The following is a 20,889-nucleotide window of genomic DNA, read 5'->3' as shown; positions in this document are numbered from 1 at the left end:
ATCAGGTGTTGGAGGTGCCCCAGTCGTCCTCGGGCGCGTTCCCGTTGCGCAGCGAGCGCACCTTCCCGGCCAGCGCGTCCGGCATCCGGTCGCCGAACTTCGCCGTCACCGAGTCCGCCGCCTTGGCGGCCGCGGTGCGGCCCTGGTGCATGGCGCTCTCCGCGGTGTTGCGCACCGCCGGGTTCTGCGAGATCCGCTGCGCGGTCTTGACCAACTGCTCGTACCGCTCCCGGCCGGCGCGTGCGCCGAGCACGTAGCCGACGAGGGCCCCTGTGATGAACGTCAGCCGCACCATGGCTCCACCCTTCTTCGTCCCTGTCGGACTGCTTCGGCGCCTACCCCGCCCGCCGGGGCGGCAACCCCGCACAAGTGGTTGGCGGAGCACCCCTCCACTTGCGCTAATGTATGTGTCGCACCGAGAGCGCGCCTTCCGGGAAGACTTCGGCAGGTGCATTCGGTGCACACAGAGCGATCCCCTGTAGCTCAATTGGCAGAGCAGCCGGCTGTTAACCGGCAGGTTACTGGTTCGAGTCCAGTCGGGGGAGCTCGGTCCCCTGTAGCTCAATTGGCAGAGCAGCCGGCTGTTAACCGGCAGGTTACTGGTTCGAGTCCAGTCGGGGGAGCGCAGGATCAGGGCCCCGTCGGGGTCCTTTTTCATGCCCCCGTGAACCGCCCGTCAATCCTGCCGGTCCACCTGACGACCTGTCTGTGACCCGCGAGGGCGACAGATCGTATGAGCGGCTATGCTGCGGCAGACGGCGCGCACGGCGCGCCGTACGGGGCGGTAGCTCAGCCGGTTAGAGCAGCGGACTCATAATCCGTCGGTCGTGGGTTCGAGTCCCACCCGCCCCACCGCGCCCCCGTTGGGAACATACGTTCCCCCCGCCCGGTGATGTGGCAGCTCAGGATCTCCCCCCCGTGGGACACCCCTGAGCCGCCCCGGTGTCAGGGACAGGTGAGGGTGACGGACCGCCAGTCGATCCGCTGGTAGGGGTTGGCGGCGCCGGTCTCGTAGGCGACGCCGACCCGGGTGCGGCTGATCTTCGTCAGGTCGGAGTAGGCGGCCGGGGTGGTGGCTCCGGTCAGCTCGGCGACGGTGCGCCAGCTGCGGCCGGCGTCGTCGGAACGGCGCAGGGTCAGGTGGCGGCGGTCGGACGGGTCCTGGGGCCCGGAGTAGAGCAGCGGGGCGCAGGTGACGCCCTTCGGGGCGCCGGGGTCCTGCAGCACGCTGCCCTCCACCGAGGGGCCGGTGATGTCCGCCAGCGGGCGCAGCGGGGCGTCGTAGCCACGGCCGCCGGTCGAGGAGTAGGTGTAGGCACGGTTCAGCCCGGTGGAGCCGCCGTTGTTGCGGGCCGACAGGAAGATCCGGCCGTCCGGGAGCTGGGCGGCGCTGGTCTCGTTGGGCCTGATCACGGCGTCGGTGTCGTCCTCGGAGGCGCCGATCCGCCAGCTGCGGCCGTTGTCGTCGGACAGCAGCAGGTCCACGCCCGGGCGGCCGCCCGGCTCGGAGTGGTCGGCGGCCACCACCAGGCGCCCGGCGGCGGCGCCGCGGGTGAGGGTCAGGCCGTGGCCCGGGCCGGTGGCGAACCACAGCCAGCCCGGCTTCTTGACCGAGGCGGTGATCTCCCGGCGCGCGGACCAGGTGGCCCCGGCGTCGGTCGAGATCTGTACGAAGACGCGCCGGCCGTCGGCCGCCGACGCCTTGCCGGCCTCGATCTGCGCCTGGCTGACCCGGCCGGCCTGCCGGTTGGTGAGCAGCACCAGGGCGCCGCCGGCGCTGACGACCGGGGTGGGATTGCCGACGGTCTCGTGCCCGTCGGCGGCCACCACCCGCTGCGGGGACCACCGGCAGCCGCCGTCGGTGGACCGGCGTTCGACCACCTGGATGTCGCCGTTGTCGGCCGAGCTGTTCCGGCGGCCCTCGGCGAAGGCCACCAGGGTGCCGCGCACCGCGACGACCGCCGGGATCCGGTAGGACCGGAAGCCGCCCGCGCCCGACGTCCACAAGGTGGTGGTGCACGCGGCGGGCGCGGCGGCGGCCCGGCCGGGAGAGAAGGGGGCCGTGGCCAGCAGGCTGAGCAGGCAGACGACGATCAGGGCGAGCCGGGTGCGTTGGGGCATGCAGAATCGATGCCTCACGGTGGGCGCGCCACGCGCGGGACCGTACGGACCGGACCGGATCGGGTGATCGGGCAACCAGGCGTTCGGCTGTCGGGGCGAGCTCAGCCGAAGAGCTGGCCGCCCCAGTCCTGCCCGGCCGCCAGCCCGGGCGGGGCCACGAACAGGCCGCTGGCGATGTGCTGGATGTACTCGTTCAGCGCGTCGTGCCGCCCCAGCACCCGCTGCAGGGTGACGAACTGGTCCGGGCTCTTCATGAAGGCGATGAAGAACAGCCCGCCCATCAGGTCGCCGGTCTCCGGGTTGATGCCGTCGGTGTAGGAGTAGCCGCGGCGCAGGATCCGCAGCCCGTTGTTGTTCTCGTGGGCGGCCAGCCGGATGTGCGCGGTGGCGGGGATGACGTACTGCCCGCCGCTGTCCTTGGCCGCGAAGTCGGGGGTGTCGAACTCCTTGCGGCCGGTCATCGGGGCGCCGCTGGTCTTGAGGCGGCCGAAGACGTCCTGCTGGTCGCCGAGCCGGTCCCGGTCCCACTGCTCCATCCGCATCTGGATCTTGCGGCTGACCAGGTACGAGCCGCCGCGCGCCCACCGCTGCGGCTCGTCGTCACCGATCCACACGTGCTGCCCCATCAAGGACGCGTCGGTGGCGTCGATGTTGCGGGTGCCGTCCTTGAAGCCCATCAGATTGCGCGGGGTGGCCTGCTGGGGCGAGGTGGAGGAGGTACGGCCGAAGCCCAGCTCCATCCAGCGCGGCACCACGGTGCCGAAGCCGAGCCGCCGCAGGTTCCGAATCGCGTGGAAGGCCACCTGCGGGTCGTCGGCGCAGGCCTGGACGCACAGGTCGCCGTCGGAGTTGGCCGGGTCCAGGTCCTCACCGGGCAGCTGGGGCAGCCGTTTGAGCAGGGACGGGCGGCGGCCGGCCAGTCCGAAGCGGCCGTCGAACAGCGAGGGGCCGTAGCCGATGGTGATGGTCAGCCGGCCCGGCAGCAGGCCGACCGCCTCACCGGTGTCGTCCGGCGGGGAGTTGAGGTCGCCCTCGTCCCCGGGGACCGGGTGGCCGGCCGCCATCGCCTCGGCGGCCGCCGTCCAGGTCTTCAGCAGATCCGCCAGGTCGGCACGGCCGGCGGTCGGGGCGACATCGAAGGTCGCGAAGCACAGCCGGTCCTGGGACGCGGTGGCGATGCCCGCCTGGTGCGCGGCACGGAAGTCGACGGTGGCCGCCGTGGCGGCGGAGGAGTCGTCCCCGCCGCCGTCGTCGTCGTGCCGGGCGGCCAGCACGCCGCCCGCCCCCAGGGCGGCGCCCGCCACGGCTGCTCCGGCGCCCACCGCGCCGAGCAGCCGGCGGCGGCTGACGGCCGTCCCCGGCTCGGGGACACGGGGTTCGGGGGTGATGTCCGGAGTGTCGTTCACGGTCAGCCGATCTCTTTCACGTCGCTGGGGTGCGGGCGGCTCGCGGGGGGATCAGGCGAGCTGGCCGGCAATCTTGGAGACGGCCTCAGCGTAGGCGTTCACCGTCTGCGACAGCGCCCGCCGCTGGGTGTCGGTGACCTTGCTGTAGTCCACGTAACCGGTCTGCTCGTAGCCGGGCCTGGCCGCGTAGCCCGCCAGCGCCTGGGCGGTCTGCTGGTAGCGCTCGGCGAGGGTGGCGACCAGGGCCGGGTCCGTTCTGCTTCAGGACCGGCAGCAGGACGGTGACCGCCTCGTTGGCGCCGGCCAGGTTGCCCTCGAAGTCCAGCAGGTCGATGTGCGAGTAGCGCTCCTCCTCGCCGGTGATCTTGGAGGACTGGATCTCGTTGACCAGGTCGGTGGCGCCGTTGGCGATCTCGGCCGGCTGGTACTCGACGGTCTCGACCTTGCTGTACAGGTCGTGGGTGTCCGCGCTGAGCTGGTCGGCGATCTTGTCCATGCCGGCCAGCGACTTCTTCTGCCACAGCGCCTGCTCGATGCGGTGGAAGCCGGTGAACTGGTCGGGGGTGGCGGCGTCGTCGGCGCGGCCGTCGATCCGGCCGTCCAGGTCGCCCCAGATCTCGGCGGTGGGCTCGATGCGCTCGTAGTAGACGCGGGCCTTGCCGTAGAGCAGCTTGGCCTGGTCGGTCTGGCCGGCCTTGACCGCGGCGGTGAACGCGTCGGTGGCGGTCACCTCCTGCTTGACCTCGCTGTCGATCCAGGCGGCGTAGTTCTTGGTGGCGGCGACCAGTGCCGGGTCGTCCTTCCAGCTGTGCGCGGCGGAACCGGTGACGGTGAAGGCCGTCTTGTCGGTGCCGGCGCCGGGGCAGTAGACCTGGTAGGTGCCCGCGCCCAGGGTGAGCGAGAAGTCGCCGGACAGGCCGGGGGTGAGGTTCTCCTTCTCGCCGAGCATCTTGCCGCCGTCGAGCAGTTCGGCCTCGGTGACCTTGGCGGAGTCCTTGTTGGTGACGTTGAACTTCACCGCGCCGGCCGGGACGGTGGCCGGGCTCGGCGCGCAGTCCTTGTCGGTGATGGTGATGGTGACGGTCGAGGACTTGGCGGCGGCGTTGTCACCCTTCGCGCCGGCGGGGTCCTTGGCGTCGCCCCCCTTGTCGCCGCCGCAGGCGGTCAGCAGCAGGCCCGCGGCGATCACGGTCGCGGCGCAGGCCAGGACACGGCGGTGGTTGGCACGGGGGTTCGACGGTCAGCTCCTAGGAAAGACCCGGCGGGGGCGGCACGGGGGGCGAGCGGCGACAGGGGTAGTGGGTAAAGGGGGGCGAGCGGCGAAGTCGGTCGGGGCAGCGGAGGCAGGAAAGACGGGGAGCGCGGGGAAGGCAGCGAGAACGCCCGGGCCGGGGGCCGCGGGGTCAGCCGGCCTGGGCGGCCCTCGCCGCGGCGTCCGCCGAGGTCTGCGGCGCGGATCCGGGCGCGGATTCGGGCGCGGTGTCCGGGGCCGCCACCGGGGCGGGGGGCTTGCGGCGCCGGGCCGGCCACAGCACGACGGCCGTCATCGGGACCGCGTAGATCAGCCAGCCGGCCACCATCAGCCAGGTGGGGTAGGGCTGGATACCGAGCACGCCGGTGACCACCGAGGAGGTGGGGGTGCCGGGCCGGACCAGCCAGGACAGGTCGAACGCCTGCGAGCCCTGGTTCAGCCAGCCGCCCTCGACGGCGGTCATGAACGCGGTGGCCACCAGGCCGGCCGCGACCAGGACCAGCACGATCCCGGTGATGCGGAAGAAGCGGGACAGATTGAGCCGGACCCCGCCGCGGTAGATGCCGTAGCCGATGGCCGCCGCCAGCACGATGCCGAGCGCGGCGCCGGTGCCGCCGTACGCCGGGTTGCTGCTCTCGTTGAAGGTGGCCAGCAGGAAGACCGAGGTCTCGAAGCCCTCGCGCAGTACCGCCAGGAAGGCCATCATCACCAGCGCGGAGGCCGATCCCTCGGACAGCGCGCGTCCGGCCATGCCCTCCAGGTCCTTGCGCAGGTCCCGGGAGTGGCGGCGCATCCAGAGCACCATGTAGCTGACCATCACCACGGCGATCAGCCCGATCACCGTTTCCAGCTGCTCCTGCTGCCGCTGCGGCAGGTCACTGGAGTAGACCTGCAGCGCGATGGCCACGACCACGCAGATCGCGACCGCGAGGCCGACCCCGAGCCAGACCTTCTTCAGTGCGTCCCGGCGGCCCTGCTGGCCGAGGAAGGAGGCGATGATGCCCACGATGAGGGCCGCCTCCAGACCTTCGCGGAGCCCGATGACGAACGTTGGAAGCATGAGGTCCCTCTGGTTCCGGATCGGGAGTAAGCCAAGCCTGCCCTTGGTTAGGTCAGCCTTATTAGAATCGCTGAGCCCCGTGGTACGTCAAGCCATGCGCGCGTACAAACCGGACGAAGAGGGTGCCAAAGTACGGAAAATCGTGGGGATTTGACTATCTCTTTACCTTCGGCCGCGGGCGAGGGTTCCCCTGTGCCTCAGGTGTCCCATAGGGTCCATCCGCCATGGATTACTGCCACACGTGCCGGCGCCACCTCAACGGCGCATACTCCTGCCCGGGTTGCGGGACGGTCGCGGACCGCTCCGCGACGTCCTCGGTCGCCGACACGGCCCAGCTGCCCGTCGTTCCGGCCGACCCCGCCGCCAACACCGCCGCTGACCTCGCCGCCGACGCCGACGCCGGCACCGGCGACACTGGCGGCTCCCTCGCCCCCGCCGACCTCGCCGACCCCAGCGACTCCCCGGCGGCCGGCGGCGGCCGGGAACGGGGCGGCGTCGGGGCGATCGGCCCGGTGGACGCCGAGCCGGCCGGTGGCGGGCAGCCGGGGGAGGGACCCGCGGCCGACGGACTCGAGGACGGCGCGGGCGAGCTGATATCCGGGCTCCAGGCCGGCGCCGCGTTCGAGCCCGAACCGGCTGCGGCCAAGCGGCGTTCGCGACGCCGCGGGCAGCGGGCCGCCGTCTACGGGGTCGGCGCGGTCGCCGTGGTCGGCGCGTTGACGATCGGTTCTCCGATGGCGGCGCTCACCGGCGGTTCGGGCGGCGGTTCGAAGCCCGGCTCCGGGGTGCACGACCTGCCGCCCCCGCCCACGACGAGCTCGGGCACACCGGCGCCGGACGACGCGGGCCTGTTCCCGACCACCCCCGGCGGCAAGAAGACCTCGGCCGCCGCCTCGCCTTCGGCCAGCACCTCCGCCCCGGCCTCGCCGACCGCGACGGCGGCCCACGCCACGGCCGCGCCCCCCACCCGTACCGCGCCGCCGACGACACACAGCCCGTCCCCGACGGTCACGCCCACCCACCGGCCGAGTCCGACCCCGACGCGCACCGCGTCGCCCACCGGGCAGCCGACCCCGTCGCCGGCCTGCACCAAGCTGCTGTGGATCTGCCCCTGAGGACCGTGAGCATGGGGGCCGTGAGCGTAAGGACCGTGAGCGCGAGGACCGGGAGGACGCGGCCCCGCCCGGTCCGGTGAACCGGCGGGCCGAGCCGGGACAGCCCTCAGTCCCGGTCCGGGCCGAGCATGCGGCGGAGCAGATCGCGCAGCACCGTACGGTCCTCGACCGACAGTTCGGCGAGCGGTTCGCGCGCGAAGTCCAGCGACTCGCGCAGCTCGGCGGCCGTGGTGCGGCCCGCCGTGGTGGCGGCGGCCAGCTTCACCCGGCGGTCGCCCGGGTCGGCGCGCCGCTCGGCGAGGCCCTGGGCCTCCAGCCGGTCCACGATCCCGGTCACGTTCGACGGCTCGCACTTGAGCCGCTGGGCGATCTGCCGCATCGGCATCGGTCCGGTGGACAGCAGCGCCAGCACCCGGGCCTGCGCACCCGTCAGCCGGTGCACGGCCGCGGCGGCGTCGTACTCCTGGTAGTAGCGCGCCACCACGGTGCCGATCAGGTCGACGACCTCGGCGGACAGGGGATCCATGCGGCTGCTCATGCCGCCCAGGCTACCTGTTTGCTTGACAGCATGAAACATTAAGGTCCATGGTTAATTGACTATCTGAACCTTTGCCATGCTGAAGCTGTGGCGGAAGGAGAACCCCCCGACATGCCGAAGAGCCGCGCTTGGCACCTGGTCGCCCGCCCGCAGGGGTGGCCGGTCCCGGAGGACTTCGCCCTGGTCGAGACGGAGACCGCGGAGCCCGGTCCGGGGCAGATCCTGGTCCGCAACCTGTATCTGTCCGTCGATCCGTACATGCGCGGGCGGATGAACGACGTCGTGTCCTACAGCCCGCCCTACGCGCTGGACGCGCCCATGACCGGCGGCGCGGTCGGCCGGGTGGTGGCCTCGGCCGCCGACGGGTTCGCGGTCGGCGACCATGTGGTGCACATGCTCGGCTGGCGGGAGTACGCGCTGGTGGACGCCGCGCACAGCGTCAAGGTCGATCCGGACGCGGCGCCGCTGTCCCACTACCTCGGTGTGCTCGGCATGACCGGGCTCACCGCGTACGTCGGCCTGCTGCGGATCGCGGAGTTCAGCGCGGGCGAGACGGTGTTCGTCTCCGGCGCGGCCGGCGCCGTCGGCGGGCTGGCCGGGCAGATGGCCAAGCTGAAGGGCGCCAAGCGGGTGATCGGCAGCGCCGGCTCGGACGAGAAGGTGGACCTGCTGACGGGGGAGTACGGCTTCGACGCCGCCTTCAACTACAAGCGGGCGCCGGTGGCCGAGCAGTTGCGGGCCGCGGCCCCGGACGGCATCGACGTCTACTTCGACAACGTGGGCGGCGACCACCTGGAAGCCGCGATCTCGTCCCTGCGAGTGCACGGCCGCGCCGCGCTGTGCGGGGCGATAGCCGGCTACAACGACACCGAGCGGGCGTCCGGACCGCGCAATCTGTCGCGGATGGTGCCGTGGCGGCTGACCCTGCGCGGCTTCCTGATCGGCGACCACCAGGACATGCGGCCGGAGTTCCTGCGCGAGATGGGCGGCTGGCTGCGCGCGGGCTCGGTGCGCCACCGCGAGACGGTGGTGACGGGAATCGAGCGGAACGCCGAGGCGTTTTTGGGACTGCTGCGGGGCGAGAACACCGGGAAGATGCTGGTCGCCCTCCCGGAGTAGGGGGATCGGGCCGCCGCGACCGGGCCCCCGGGCCTTCCGCCGGGGACGCGACAGGTTTTTCCATGATCGCAACGATCAAGAGGATGTGGCATGAGCATTCAGTCCGTAGACGTGATCTACACCGCCGTCGCGACGGCGGAGAACGGCCGCGACGGCCGGGTCGCCAGTGACGACGGCAAGCTCGACGTGGTGGTCAACCCGCCCAAGGAGATGGGCGGCAGCGGCGCCGGCACCAACCCCGAGCAGCTGTTCGCGGCCGGGTACAGCGCGTGTTTCCAGAGCGCGCTCGGCGCGGTGGCCCGGCAGTCGAAGACCGACATCTCCGGTTCGCGGGTGACGGCGAAGGTTGGCATGGGCAAGACGGAGGCGGGCGGCTACGGGCTGACCGTCGAACTCGTCGTGTCGATACCGAACGTGGACGCGGCGACCGCCAAGGAGCTGACCGAGAAGGCGCACCAGGTGTGCCCGTACTCGAACGCCACCCGCGGGAACGTGGCCGTGGAGCTCACGGTCGCCTGAGCGTGCTGCTCCGCCGGGGGCGCGGGACCGGGTCCGGACCCGATCCGCGCCCCCGGCCGCTTTCTTCCTCGGGCCGCGCCTAGGACTTCTCCTGCGCCGCCGGTACCGGGGCCAGCAGAGCGAGGAAGTCGCGGAAGGCGGCCGGCATGTCGACCGCGTCGGGGTCGAGGAGCCACTGCACCTGCAGGCCGTCCATCACCGCGGCCAGCAGGGTGGCGGCGCGTTCCGGGGTGAGGCCCCCCGGGAGGCGGTCGCCGTACTCCGCGCGCAGGGCGTCCGCGCCGCCGCCCCGGACATGGGCGTAGCGGTCGCGGAAGTAGGACTGGGCCGGGTGGTCCTCGGTGACGCTGTCGCCGACCAGGACGGTGAAGGCCTGGACGATGCCCGGGCGGGTCGCGTTGTACTCCACCAGGTTCGCCACGATCTCCAGCGGCCAGGCGCGGCCGTGCAGGGCCGCCGAGGCCATGTCCCACTGGTCGCGGGCCTCCAGGACGGCCACCAACAGGGCTTCCTTGGTGGGGAAATGGTGCATCAGGCCCTGCTGGGTCAGCCCGACCCGTTCGGCGACGCCGGCCAGCGTGGCGCCCCGGTAGCCGCGTTCGGCGATCACCTCCGTCGCGGCCTGGATGATCTCGGCGCGCCGCTCCCCGCGGTCCACCCGTGTCCTCGGCATACCGCCGCCCCCTCTTCCGCTGCTTCGGGTCCGAGCGTACAAGATTGCGGAATGGTAACTATGCCTGCTGGATGACAGGCTGACCGGTGGTGCCGGAAGCAGGATGGCACCCCGGAAGGATCACGAGGGGACGGGACATGACGCCGTACGCACAGGGCGCGGACGCCGAGCGGCAGCGGGCCGTCGAAGGCGCGCTCGGCGCGCTCGATCTGGCCGCCAAGACCCGGCTGCTGGCCGGGCAGGACATGTGGACGCTGCCCGCGCTCGGGGCGATCGGACTGGGCTCGCTGGTGATGTCGGACGGCCCGATCGGTGTCCGCGGGCGGCGCTGGACCGCCGACGACCCGTCGGTCGCGCTGCCGAGCCCGACCGCGCTGGCCGCCGCCTGGGACCCGCAGCTCGCCCGCCGGGCCGGCCGGCTGCTGGCCCAGGAGGCGCACGGCAAGGGCGTGCACATGCTGCTCGCGCCCACCGTCAATCTGCACCGCAGCCCGCTCGGCGGGCGGCATTTCGAGGCGTACAGCGAGGACCCGTATCTGACCGGAGTGATCGGGACCGCGTATGTGCTGGGGGTGCAGGACGGCGGCGTCGGCGTCACCGTCAAGCACTTCGTCGGCAATGACGCGGAGACCGAGCGCTTCACGGTGGACAACCGGATCGGTGAACAGGCCCTGCGCGAGCTGTACCTGGCCCCGTTCGAGGCCATCGTCACGGGCGCCCGGCCGTGGGGCGTGATGGCCGCGTACAACGCGGTCAACGGCGTCCCGATGACCGAGCACGACGCGCTGGTCAACGGCGTGCTGCGCGGCGAGTGGGGCTTCGACGGGGTGGTGGTCTCCGACTGGCTCGGCGCCCGCTCGACCACCGGCGCGATCCGCGGCGGGCTCGACATCGCGATGCCCGGCCCGCACACCGTCTACGGCGCGGCGCTCGCCGCCGCCGTGCTGGCCGGGGAGGTGCCGGAGAGCCTGGTCGACGAGGCGGCGCGGCGGGTGCTGCTGCTCGCCGCCCGGGCCGGGCTGCTGTCCGGCGCCCCGGCGGCGGTCGCGGTCGCCGACCGGCCGCCCGGCGTGGACGGCGACGCGCTGGCCCGGGAGATCGCGGTACGGGGCTGTGTGCTGCTCCGCAACGAGCGCGCCGTGCTGCCGCTCGACGCGCAGACCTGCGCGGGCGGGATCGCGCTGATCGGCGCCGCGGCCCGCGACTCCCGCATCCTGGGCGGCGGTTCGGCCGAGGTCTTCCCCGACCACGTGGTCTCGCCGCTGGACGGACTGCGGGCCGCGCTGCCGGCCGGCACACCGCTGAGCTACACGCTCGGCGCCGATCCCGCCGAGGAACTGGCCCCGGCCGGGGCCGGGTTCAGCCTGCGCGCGGTGGCCCGCGACGAACAGGGCCGCGAACTGGGCAGCGAATCCCTGCCCGGCGGGCGGGTGCAGTGGCTCGGCGACCTGCCGAAGGGCGTGACCTACGAGCGGCTGCACACGGTGGAGAGCCGCGGCACCTTCACCCCTCGGGTGAGCGGCGCGCACCGCTTCGGTACCCGCGGGACCGGCGAGTTCCGGCTGGCCGTGGCCGGGCAGGTGCTCTTCGACGGCCCGCAGCGCGACGAACACCCCGATCCCTTCGAGGCGTTCATGGGCCGTCCGGTGGAACGAGGCACGGTGGAACTGGTCGCCGGCCGGCCGGTCGAGGTCAGCCTGCTGAGCACGCCGCCCAAGGCCACCGAACTCCTCATCGCAGCGGTCGGTTTCACCCTGCTGCACGGCGAACCCGAGCGGGACCCGGAGGAGTTGCTGGCGGAGGCCGTCGAGGCGGCGCGGGGCGCGGACACCGCGATCGTGGTCGTGGCGACCACCGAACGGGTCGAGTCGGAGGGCTTCGACCGCACCGGTCTGCGGCTGCCGGGGCGGCAGGACGAACTCGTCGCCCGAGTGGCGGCGGCCAACCCGCGCACCGTCGTCGTGGTCAATGCCGGCGCCCCGGTGGAGCTTCCCTGGCGGGAGGAGGTGGCGGCGATCCTGCTGGCCTGGTTCCCCGGCCAGGAGGCGGGCGCGGCGCTCGCCGACGTGCTGCTCGGCGCCGCCGAACCCGGCGGCCGCCTGCCCACCACCTGGCCCGCCCGCCTCGCCGACGCGCCCGTGACCGGGGTCACTCCCGTCCAGGGCGTGCTCTCCTACGACGAGGGCCTGTTCATCGGCTACCGGGCCTGGGACCGCCGCCCCGGCCCGGCCCCCGCGTACTGCTTCGGGCACGGGCTGGGCTACACGCGGTGGGAGTACGAGAGCCTGACCGTCGACACCGACGATGTGGCAGACGGCACCCTCGCCACCGCCCGGGTCACCCTCCGCAACACCGGCGCCCGCCCCGGCCGCGAGGTCGTGCAGCTGTACCTCGCCGCCGAGCGCGCCGGTGCCGCCGGTGCCGGCGGTGCCGCCGCTCTCCCCGCCGACCGCCCCGTCCGCCGGCTGGCGGGCTTCGCCTCCGTGGCGGCGGCCCCCGGCGCCCGGGCGGAGGTCCTCGTCCCGATTCCCCGCCGGGCGGCCGAGACCTGGGATGCCGAGGCCGCCGGGTGGCGCTTCCTGCCGGGCCGCTACGCGCTCACCGCGGCCCACTCCGCCGCCGAGCCGCGCCTGGTGGCCCCCCTGCTGCTGTGAGCCGCCCGAGCGGGCCCATGGGCGGCTCAGCCGTGCTCGGCGAGCCCGGCCACCCCCGCCAGGATGCGCGCCAGCACCGCCTGACCCTCCTCGTTCGGGTGGAACCAGTCCCACTGGCTCAGCTCCTTTGTGCTGAACCGGTAGTCGAAGACCGCGCCGCCGTCGTAGCGGCAGCGGGCGAAGCGGGAGCAGACCTGGCCCATCGCGGTGTTGTACGCGATCACCCGGTCGCGGACCGCGGTGCGCCGCTGCTGGGCCGCCGCGGTCTGGACGTTGGCGTCCCGCAGCATCGAGGGGCACAGGCCCAGCTTCCAGACCGCCTCGCCGAACACATTGGTACGGCCCACCGACCACAGGCGTTCGAGGTCGGGGATGCTGGCCACCAGGATCTGGGTGTCCGGCAGCGTGCGGTGCAGGTACGTCAGGGCGCTGTCGAAGTCGGCGCGGAAGTCGGCCACCGAGGTCATCGTGCCGGCGGTCGAGGTGCAGGCGTCATTGGCCCCGATGAGCACGGTGACCATGGCCGGCCGGTGCGCCGCCGCGGCATGCGCCTGGGCCGTCAGATCGGCGACGCGGGCCCCTGACCTGGCCAGATTCCAGCTGCGGGTGCTGGGTGCGGCGGCGGTGAGCCGGCTGCTGAGGCTGTCGATCGCGGTACGGGAGCCGGTGGCCCAGGACACGGCCGGACAGTCGGCCAGCGGGTCGCAGGCGTCGAATCCCCGGGTGATCGAGTCGCCCAGCGCCGCCACCGACGCCGGACTGTCGTTCCAGGGGCGCACCGGCTTGGGCGCCTGGTGCGGCCCGCCGCTCGGCGCGGCGGCCCGGGAGATCTGCCCGGCCGACCGCCGCGCGTCCGGCGTCGTGCCGCCCGCGCCGCAGCCGGCCACCGCGACGAGGCTGCCCAGCACCAGCGCCACCACAGCGGGCAGCAGCCGGCGGCGCATCGCCGCCACGACCGGAACACGTGTTCGCATCGGGTGCCACATCCGGCGCTCCCCTCCGACGAGTGGGTGACATCTGCTACGAGCCCGACGTTACGTCACTCTCACCTGGACGCCGCACGGTAGCTTTTAGCCTGACACCCGAGACACCTGACGGGAGGTCGGACCTGGCGGGCACGATGAGTGAATGTTGTCCTGTTTGAGGTGAATAGTGCAGAATGTTTCCTGTTGCCCCGGGAGCAGCCGGTTCGGGTGTTGAGGCCGCTGGGGAAGGCGAACCTCGTCCCACACTGGAGGTACCGGTGACGACACGTGGTGTTCTGTACGTCCACGCCGCACCGCGCGCGCTCTGCCCGCATGTCGAGTGGGCTGTCGCGGGCGTCCTCGGCGTGCGCGTCTCGCTGGACTGGATCCGCCAGCCGGCCGCGCCCGGCACCTGGCGCGCCGAGTTCTCCTGGCAGGGCGAGCCCGGCACGGCCTCGAAGCTGGCCTCCGCGCTGCGCGGCTGGCACATGCTGCGCTTCGAGGTCACCGCGGAGCCCTGCGCCAGCGCCGAGGGCGAGCGCTACAGCGCCACCCCCGAGCTGGGCATCTTCCACGCCGTCATCGGCATGCACGGCGACATCCTGATCCCCGAGGACCGGCTGCGCGCCGCCATGCTGCGGGCCCGCAAGGGCGAGGCCGAGCTGGAGAGCGAGCTGTCCAAACTGCTCGGCAAGCCCTGGGACGACGAGCTGGAACCGTTCCGCTACGCGGGCGAAGGCGCGCCGGTCCGCTGGCTGCACCAGGTGGTCCTGACCCCCCGTCGGCATAGCCTGGCGGTCATGTCCTCCGATACTCACGACACTTCCGGCCCACTGACCGTCGCCGTCCTCGGTACCGGCCTGATGGGCGGCGGGATGGCCCGCAGCCTGGCCGCGGCCGGCCACCGGGTACGCGTCTGGAACCGTACGATCTCCCGCGCGCAGCCGCTGGCCGACTACGGCATCCAGGTGATCGCCGACCCGGCCGAGGCGGCCCGTGACGCCGACGCGGTGATCACCATGCTGCTCGACGGCCCCGCCGTCCTCGACGTAATGCGTACCGTGGCGCCCGCCCTCCCCGACGGCACGGTGTGGGCGCAGACCAGCACGGTCGGCCCCGAGGCCCAGGCCGAGCTGGCCGCGCTGGGCGCCGAGCACGGCCTGCTCTTCCTCGACTCGCCGGTGCTCGGCAGCAAGCCGGTCGCCGAGGCCGGTCAGCTCACCGTGCTGGTGGCGGGCCCGCCCGAGGCGCGTCCGGTCGCCGCCCGGATCTTCGACGCGATCGGCAGCAACACCGTCTGGATCGAGGGCGACGCCGCCGACACCCCGGCCAGCGCGCTGAAGATGGTGCTCAACTTGTGGGTGCTCACCATCAACACGGCGGCCGGCGAGATCATCTCCCTCGCCCGCGGCGTCGGCGTCAACCCGGACCGCTTCTTCGACGCGATCAAGGGCGGCGCCTTCGACCTGCCCTACCTGCGCACCAAGTCCGCGGTCATCCTCGGCGGCGACTACACGCCGAGCTTCACGGTGCGGGCCGCCCACAAGGACCAACGCCTGATCCTGGCCGCGGCCCAAGCGGCGGGCATCCGCCTCGACCAGGCCGAGGCCGCCGCCGAGCGCTTCCAGCGGGCCATCGAACTCGGCCACGGCGACGAGGACATGGCGGCCGCGTATTTCGCGGGCCTCCCGGACGGCGCCACTCAGTGAAGCCGCAGGCGCACGGGTGATCCTTCTCCCCCGGACGGAGTCTGGGGGAGAGCGAGCGAGCACGATCGACTGCCGAAACCGGGTCCAAGCGCCCGGAGGCGAGAGGGCGGCAAAAAAGGGGCCCTAGTGACTCACCGTCCGCAGCGCCAGCACCACATTGTGGCCGCCGAAGCCGAAGGAGTTGTTGAGGGCCACGATGCCGCCCGCGGGCAACGCGCGGGGCTCGCCGCGGACGATGTCCGCGTCGACCTCGCTGTCCGGGTTGTCGAGGTTGATGGTCGGCGGGGCGATGCGGTGGTAGAGCGCCAGCACCGTGCTGACCGTCTCGATGCCGCCGGCGCCGCCCAGCAGGTGGCCGGTCATCGACTTGGTGGCGGAGATCGCCATGTGGTCCACGTCGTCGCCGTACACCCGGCGCAGTGCCTTGATCTCCGCGACATCGCCCTGCGGGGTCGAGGTCGCGTGCGCGTTGACGTGCACGATCTCGGCCGGCTTCAGGTCGGAGTTCTCCATCAGGTGCTGGAGCGCGGCGGCGATGCCGCGGCCGGACGGCTCCGGCTGGGTGATGTGGTGCGCGTCGGAGGACAGACCCTGGCCGACGGCTTCCACGTACACCCGGGCGCCGCGCGCGGCCGCGTGCTCCGCGGACTCCAGGACGACGACGCCGGCGCCCTCGCCGAGGACGAAACCGTCGCGGCCCGCGTCATAGGGACGTGACGCGGCCTGCGGATCGTCGTTGCGCTTGGACATGGCCATCATGTTGCCGAAGGCGACGATCGGCAGCGGGTGGATCGCCGCCTCGGTGCCGCCCGCGATCACCACGTCGGCGCGGCCGGTGCGGATCATCTCGATGCCGTAGCCGATGGCCTCGGCGCCGGACGCGCACGCGCTGACCGGCGTGTGCACCCCGGCCCGGGCGTTGACGTCGATGCCCACGTTGGCGGCCGGGCTGTTGGGCATCAGCATCGGCACGGTGTGCGGGGAGACCTTGCGGACACCCTGCTTGTTGAGCACGTCGTACTGGTCGAGCAGGGTGGTGACGCCGCCGATACCGGAGGCGACCACCGCGCCCAGCCGGTCCGGGTCCACCGACGGGTCCTCGCCCGCCTTGGCGGTGAAGCCGGCGTCCGCCCACGCCTCACGCGCGGCGATCAGCGCGAACTGCGCGCTGCGGTCGAGCTTGCGGGCCAGCGGCCGGGGCAGGATCTCGCCGGGCTCGACGGCGACCCGGGCGGCGATCCGCACGGGCAACTCGGCCGCCCAGTCCTCAGTGAGCGTCCGCACGCCGGAACGTCCGGCGAGCAGCGCCTCCCAGGTCGACGCGCTGTCGCCACCCAGCGGTGTGGTTGCTCCGATACCGGTGACGACCACGGTGCGATTGGTCGGGCTCACAGGAATGTCTCTCCACGTCTAGAAGGGCGGGCGACATGCGCGTCGTCCGGGAGGGGATGGGGCCCGCGAGGGGACCGGCTCAGCCCTGAGCGTTCAGGATGTAGTCGACCGCGTCGCCGACCGTCTTGAGGTTCTTGACGTCCTCGTCCGGGATCTTCACGCTGAACTGCTCCTCGGCCGCCACGACGACCTCGACCATGGACAGCGAGTCGACATCGAGGTCGTCGGTGAAGGACTTGTCCAGCTGGACGTCCTCGGTGGGGATGCCGGCGATCTCGTTCACGATGTCCGCGAGACCGGCGACGATCTCTTCCTTGGTGGCCATGTGTGGCGCTCCTTGTGTGTAAACCAGGTGGTGCGGCGTGCGGGACTGCGGCGCCGCGGTGGGTGTGCCTAGGGGAGAGTAACGACAGCCGCCGCGTACACCAGACCCGCCCCGAACCCGATGACCAGGGCGGTGTCACCGCTCTTGGCCTCTCCGGTGTCGAGCAGCCGTTCCATGGCGAGCGGGATGGACGCCGCGGAGGTGTTACCCGTGGTCTCGATGTCGCGGGCCACCGCGACATGGTCCGGAAGCTTCAGCGCCTTGATCATCGAGTCGATGATCCGCATGTTCGCCTGGTGCGGGATGAACGCGTCGAGCTGGTCGGCGGTGATCCCGGCGGCGTCCAGCGCCTCCTGGGCGACCTTGGCCATCTCGTACACCGCCCAGCGGAAGACCGCCTGGCCCTCCTGGGTGATCGCGGGGAACTTCACCTCGCCGTTCCCGTCGAGCGGCAGCCGGATGCTGTCGCCCTCCCGGAAGCTGTCCCAGGCCACCGTCTGGGTGATGATGTCGGCCTTGTCACCCTCGGAACCCCAGACCGTGGGTCCTATGGCGGGCACCTCGGACGGGCCGACCACGACCGCGCCCGCCCCGTCGCCGAACAGGAAGGCGGTGCCGCGGTCCGACTTGTCGGTCAGGTCGCTGAGCCGCTCCACGCCGATCACCAGTACGTGGGCGGCGCTGCCGTCGACGACCATGCTCTTGGCCAGCGTCAGCCCGTAGGCGAAGCCCGCGCAGCCGGCCGAGATGTCGAACGCGGCGGGCTTGCCGGCGCCGATCCGGTGCGCGATCTCGGTGGCGATCGCCGGAGTCTGCTTGAAGTGCGAGACGGTCGCGACCACCACCGCGTCGATGGCCGACGCGTCGATCCCGGCGGCGGCGATCGCCTTGCCGCCGGCCGCCAGCGACATCTCGGCGACGGTCTCCTCGGGCCCGGCCCAGTGCCGGGACGCGATACCGGAACGGGTCCTGATCCACTCGTCGCTGGAGTCGATGCCCTCCAGGATCACCTCGTTGGACACCACACGGGTCGGCCGGTAGCCGCCGACGCCGAGGATCCGTGCGTACGGCGCACCCTTCGTGGGGCTGATCTTCGCTGTCATCCGACAGGACTCCTATTCGGCTGGTACTTCGGCGGGCACGCCGAATTCGGCGATCAGCGCGCGGGCCGCTTCGAGGTCGTCCGGCGTCTTCAGCGCCAGGGTCCGTACCCCGGGCAGCGCCCGCTTGGCCAGACCCACCAGTGTGCCGCCGGGAGACACCTCGATGATCGCGGTGACCCCGTGCTGCTTGAACGTCTCCATGCACAGATCCCAGCGCACGGGGTTCGACACTTGCGCGACCAGCCTGCGCACGACCTCCGCGCCATTGTCCACCGTCTGTCCATCGGCGTTGGAAACATACGGCAGCAAGGGGTCCGCGACGGCCAGCGTGGGAGCCAGTGCCTCCAGCGTCGCCACCGCCGGAGCCATGTGGGCGGTGTGGAACGCGCCGGCCACCTTCAGCGGCCGGACCCGGGCTCCCTCCGGCGGGTTCGCGGTGAGTTCGGCCAGCTGCTCCACCGTGCCGGCCGCGACGATCTGACCGGCTCCGTTGCTGTTCGCCGGGGTCAGGCCCAGCGCGGTCAGGTGTGCCACCACCACCGCCGGATCGCCGCCGAGCACCGCCGACATACCGGTCTCGGTGATCGCCGCCGCGTCCGCCATCGCCCGGCCGCGCGCGGCCACGAAGGTCATCGCGTCGGTCGGGTCCAGCACGCCGGCCAGTGTCGCCGCGGTGATCTCACCGACGCTGTGCCCGGCCACCAGGCCCGGGGTGGCGCCGAGTTCGGCCGCCGACAGCAGACCGGCCGCCACCAGCAGCGGCTGCGCGACCTTGGTGTCGCGGATCGCCTCCGCGTCGGCCGCGGTCCCGAAGTGGGCGAGGTCGAGTTCGGCCGCGGCGGACCAGCCGGCCAGCCGGTCGGCAGCGCCGGGCAGTTCGAGCCAGGGCGCGAGGAAGCCGGGTGTCTGGGCACCCTGGCCGGGAGCGACGAGTACGAGCACCCTCACACTCTCTCGCGCGGGCGGCCCTGCCCGCCGGTGGGGACAGGGACCAAGAACTGTCGGGCGATTTGTGGGTGTCCCACAAAGACTCAGCCCGGCCGATGCGCATCGGCCAGTCGGCCCAGGATGAGCGCGATGCGCAGGGTGAACGCCGACCGCACGTCCGAGGGTGACCAACCGGTGACATCGGTCACACGTCGCAGCCGGTAGCGGACCGTATTGGGGTGCACGAACAGCATCCGCGCCGCCCCCTCGAGGGAGGACGCCTGCTCCAGATAGACACTCAGCGTTTCCAGCAGCGCGGAGCCGGCCTCCTCCAGCGGCCTGTAGATCTCCTCCACCAACTGCTCGCGGGCGTACCGGTCCCCGGCCATCGCCCGTTCCGGCAGCAGGTCGTCGGACAGCACCGGCCGCGGCGCGTCCGGCCAGGCCGCGCACGCCTTGAGGCCGGCCGCGGCGGCCTGCGCGGAGCGGGTCGCGGACAGCAGGTCGCCGACCACCGGGCCGGCCACCACCGGGCCGGCCGCGAACGGACCGATCAGCGCCTTGGCCACCCGGATCGGGTCGTCGTCCCCGCCGGCGATCACCACCAGGCGCTCGCCGAGCACCCCGGTCAGCACCTGGAGCTTGGCGTGCCGGGAGGCCCGGCGGATCGCCTCGACGGTCAACTCGCTGTCCCCGTCGGGTGCGGTGCCGAGGACGACCACGATCTTGTCCGGCGAGTTCCAGCCGAGAGCGGCGGCCCGGGACAGCACACCCTCGTCCGCCTCCCCGGACAGCACCGCGTTGACCACCAGCGACTCCAGCCGGGCGTCCCACGCGCCGCGCGCCTCGGCGGCCTGGGCGTAGACCTGCGCGGTGGCGAAGGCGATCTCCCGGGCGTAGACCAGCAGTGCCTCCCGCAGCACCGACTCGTCGCCGGGCGCGGCCACTTCGTCGATCGCCGCCTCCATCACCTCGATGGTGGTGCGGACCATCTCCACGGTCTGGCGCAGCGAGATGGCCCGGGTCAGCTCGCGCGGCGCGGTGCCGAACACATCGGTACTGATCGCCTGCGGCGCCCCGGGGTGCCGGAACCACTCGGTGAACGCGGCGATGCCGGCCTGCGCGACCAGTCCGATCCAGGACCGGTTCTCCGGTGGCATCGCCCGGTACCAGGGCAGCTGCTCGTCCATCCGGGCGATGGCGTTCGCGGCCAGCCGGCCGGCGGATTTCTCCAGCCGCCGCAGCGTCGCGGAGTGATCCCCACGCGGAGGCTCGGGGGACACTGGCGTGACTTGCGAGGCATCGGGCACGGCACAAGCCTGCCTTATCGCCTGCCGCGGGCTGTGCGTGGGTCTCCGACGGTTTGCCCGGAGGTGCTCGGCCAGTGCTCCCGAGGCGCTCCCGAGGTGCTCCCCAGGTGACCCGCGCGCACCCCGCGAGGGTGCGCCGGCGGTGGGCAGCTGGTCGAAGCGCGGGCGGGCGCGCACACCGGTTGCGTACGGTGGGAGCATGATCGAGGTGCGGCGGGCGGGGGAGCGGCGCGCGGCGGAGCCCGGGGCGGGGATCGAGACGCGGCACGCGTTCTCCTTCGGCGCCCACTACGACCCGGACAACGTCCGGTTCGGTCTGCTGCTGGCGTGCAACGAGGAGCGGCTGGCCCCCGGCGCCGGCTTCGCCGAACACCCGCACCGGGACACCGAGATCGTCACCTGGGTGCTGGAGGGCGAGCTGGAGCACCGCGACGGCGCCGGGCGGACGGTCCGCCTCGGGCCCGGCGGCCTGCAGCGGCTCAGCGCGGGAAGCGGCGTACGGCACGAGGAGCGCAACGCCGGCTGCACGCCGCTGCGCTTCCTGCAGATGTGGCTGCACCCCGACACCTTCGGCGGTCCGCCCGACTACACGGCGGTACCCGATCCGGCCCCGCCCGGCCCGGGACTGCGGCTGCTCGCCTCCGGGGCGCCCGGCGCGGCGCCCCCGGTGCGGCTGCGCCACGCCCGCCGCCGCCCTGTAC

The 20,889-nt window shown here is 72.7% G+C and carries 19 protein-coding genes, 3 tRNA genes and 1 pseudogene; 10 read left to right on the top strand and 13 right to left on the bottom strand.

Translation table 11 applies throughout. From position 1 onward, the window contains the following. Position 1: 1 nt before the first annotated feature. Positions 2-295 (bottom strand): hypothetical protein, encoded by a 294-nt coding sequence (locus GA0115240_RS28950; RefSeq protein WP_093741191.1) that lies wholly within the window; start codon positions 293-295, stop codon positions 2-4. A gap of 177 nt (positions 296-472) precedes the next feature. Between GA0115240_RS28950 and GA0115240_RS28945 the strand changes: the two genes are divergently transcribed. From GA0115240_RS28945 to GA0115240_RS28935, 3 genes are all read left to right on the top strand, one after another. Then, positions 473-545, top strand: a tRNA-Asn gene (locus GA0115240_RS28945). A 5-nt stretch (positions 546-550) separates the two neighbouring features. Then, positions 551-623 (top strand) — tRNA-Asn (locus GA0115240_RS28940). 155 nt (positions 624-778) lie between these two features. Then, positions 779-852 (top strand) — tRNA-Ile (locus tag GA0115240_RS28935). 93 nt (positions 853-945) lie between these two features. Here the strand turns inward: GA0115240_RS28935 and GA0115240_RS28930 are convergent. The 4 genes from GA0115240_RS28930 to efeU all read right to left on the bottom strand — a co-directional run bounded on the left by GA0115240_RS28930 (position 946) and on the right by efeU (position 5,839). Beyond that, the gene (locus GA0115240_RS28930) at positions 946-2,121 is read right to left on the bottom strand and encodes a sialidase family protein (RefSeq protein ID WP_093741190.1); all 1,176 of its coding nucleotides are present in this window, start codon (positions 2,119-2,121) and stop codon (positions 946-948) included. A gap of 101 nt (positions 2,122-2,222) precedes the next feature. After that, positions 2,223-3,527 carry an iron uptake transporter deferrochelatase/peroxidase subunit gene (efeB, locus tag GA0115240_RS28925; protein ID WP_256070048.1) on the bottom strand — a complete coding sequence of 435 codons (1,305 nt, stop codon included), beginning with the start codon at positions 3,525-3,527 and terminating at the stop codon, positions 2,223-2,225. Between the two features lie 85 nt (positions 3,528-3,612). Further along, entirely contained in the window at positions 3,613-4,716 is a 1,104-nt protein-coding gene (efeO, locus tag GA0115240_RS28920; protein WP_202451848.1) for an iron uptake system protein EfeO, read from the bottom strand. Positions 4,717-4,930: 214 nt separating this feature from the next. Continuing rightward, positions 4,931-5,839, bottom strand: a complete 909-nt coding sequence (gene efeU, locus GA0115240_RS28915; protein WP_093741188.1) for an iron uptake transporter permease EfeU — start codon at positions 5,837-5,839, stop codon at positions 4,931-4,933. Positions 5,840-6,063: 224 nt separating this feature from the next. On the opposite strand from efeU, the gene GA0115240_RS28910 reads away from it, so the two are divergent. Further along, a complete protein-coding gene (locus GA0115240_RS28910; RefSeq protein WP_093741186.1) occupies positions 6,064-6,954 on the top strand; it encodes an SCO2400 family protein in 891 nt (296 codons plus the stop codon). Positions 6,955-7,060: 106 nt separating this feature from the next. Here the strand turns inward: GA0115240_RS28910 and GA0115240_RS28905 are convergent, their stop codons facing one another. Further along, complete coding sequence (locus GA0115240_RS28905) at positions 7,061-7,492, bottom strand: MarR family winged helix-turn-helix transcriptional regulator (protein ID WP_093741184.1); 432 nt, start codon at positions 7,490-7,492, stop codon at positions 7,061-7,063. A 111-nt stretch (positions 7,493-7,603) separates the two neighbouring features. Between GA0115240_RS28905 and GA0115240_RS28900 the strand changes: the two genes are divergently transcribed. Together GA0115240_RS28900 and GA0115240_RS28895 are read left to right on the top strand one after the other, a co-directional pair. Beyond that, a complete protein-coding gene (locus GA0115240_RS28900) occupies positions 7,604-8,611 on the top strand; it encodes an NADP-dependent oxidoreductase (protein ID WP_093741182.1) in 1,008 nt (335 codons plus the stop codon). A gap of 90 nt (positions 8,612-8,701) precedes the next feature. Continuing rightward, entirely contained in the window at positions 8,702-9,130 is a 429-nt protein-coding gene (locus GA0115240_RS28895) for an organic hydroperoxide resistance protein (protein ID WP_093741180.1), read from the top strand. Between the two features lie 79 nt (positions 9,131-9,209). Here GA0115240_RS28895 and GA0115240_RS28890 read toward each other — a convergent pair whose 3' ends face one another. Next, positions 9,210-9,803 carry a TetR/AcrR family transcriptional regulator gene (locus GA0115240_RS28890; RefSeq protein WP_093741179.1) on the bottom strand — a complete coding sequence of 198 codons (594 nt, stop codon included), beginning with the start codon at positions 9,801-9,803 and terminating at the stop codon, positions 9,210-9,212. A 137-nt stretch (positions 9,804-9,940) separates the two neighbouring features. Here GA0115240_RS28890 and GA0115240_RS28885 point away from each other — a divergent pair, with 137 nt between their 5' ends. Then, positions 9,941-12,457, top strand: coding sequence for a glycoside hydrolase family 3 protein (locus GA0115240_RS28885; RefSeq protein WP_093741177.1), 2,517 nt, complete (start codon positions 9,941-9,943; stop codon positions 12,455-12,457). Between the two features lie 26 nt (positions 12,458-12,483). Here the strand turns inward: GA0115240_RS28885 and GA0115240_RS28880 are convergent, their stop codons facing one another. Further along, positions 12,484-13,431 (bottom strand): SGNH/GDSL hydrolase family protein, encoded by a 948-nt coding sequence (locus tag GA0115240_RS28880; RefSeq protein ID WP_237555294.1) that lies wholly within the window; start codon positions 13,429-13,431, stop codon positions 12,484-12,486. A 269-nt stretch (positions 13,432-13,700) separates the two neighbouring features. On the opposite strand from GA0115240_RS28880, the pseudogene GA0115240_RS28875 reads away from it, so the two are divergent. Together GA0115240_RS28875 and GA0115240_RS28870 are read left to right on the top strand one after the other, a co-directional pair. Further along, positions 13,701-14,192: pseudogene (locus tag GA0115240_RS28875) on the top strand (DUF3145 domain-containing protein); the annotation flags it as partial. 30 nt (positions 14,193-14,222) lie between these two features. Further along, the gene (locus GA0115240_RS28870; RefSeq protein WP_093741207.1) at positions 14,223-15,131 is read left to right on the top strand and encodes an NAD(P)-dependent oxidoreductase; all 909 of its coding nucleotides are present in this window, start codon (positions 14,223-14,225) and stop codon (positions 15,129-15,131) included. 123 nt (positions 15,132-15,254) lie between these two features. On the opposite strand, the gene fabF is transcribed toward GA0115240_RS28870, so the two are convergent. From fabF to GA0115240_RS28845, 5 genes are all read right to left on the bottom strand, one after another. Next, positions 15,255-16,523 carry a beta-ketoacyl-ACP synthase II gene (gene fabF / locus GA0115240_RS28865; RefSeq protein ID WP_093741175.1) on the bottom strand — a complete coding sequence of 423 codons (1,269 nt, stop codon included), beginning with the start codon at positions 16,521-16,523 and terminating at the stop codon, positions 15,255-15,257. Positions 16,524-16,602: 79 nt separating this feature from the next. Further along, positions 16,603-16,848, bottom strand: coding sequence for an acyl carrier protein (locus GA0115240_RS28860; RefSeq protein WP_093741173.1), 246 nt, complete (start codon positions 16,846-16,848; stop codon positions 16,603-16,605). Between the two features lie 68 nt (positions 16,849-16,916). Then, a complete protein-coding gene (locus GA0115240_RS28855; protein WP_093741171.1) occupies positions 16,917-17,951 on the bottom strand; it encodes a ketoacyl-ACP synthase III in 1,035 nt (344 codons plus the stop codon). 12 nt (positions 17,952-17,963) lie between these two features. Beyond that, entirely contained in the window at positions 17,964-18,893 is a 930-nt protein-coding gene (locus GA0115240_RS28850) for an ACP S-malonyltransferase (RefSeq protein ID WP_093741169.1), read from the bottom strand. An 89-nt stretch (positions 18,894-18,982) separates the two neighbouring features. After that, the gene (locus GA0115240_RS28845) at positions 18,983-20,161 is read right to left on the bottom strand and encodes a PucR family transcriptional regulator (protein WP_093741167.1); all 1,179 of its coding nucleotides are present in this window, start codon (positions 20,159-20,161) and stop codon (positions 18,983-18,985) included. Positions 20,162-20,387: 226 nt separating this feature from the next. Here GA0115240_RS28845 and GA0115240_RS28840 point away from each other — a divergent pair. Further along, positions 20,388-20,889, top strand: a 502-nt coding sequence (locus tag GA0115240_RS28840; RefSeq protein WP_107407227.1) for a pirin family protein, incomplete at its 3' end; no start/stop codon positions are given.

Origin of the sequence: Streptomyces sp. DvalAA-14, from assembly GCF_900091855.1 — a bacterium.
In the GTDB taxonomy this organism is placed as follows: domain Bacteria; phylum Actinomycetota; class Actinomycetes; order Streptomycetales; family Streptomycetaceae; genus Actinacidiphila.
This window is presented reverse-complemented; position numbering and strand designations above follow the sequence as displayed.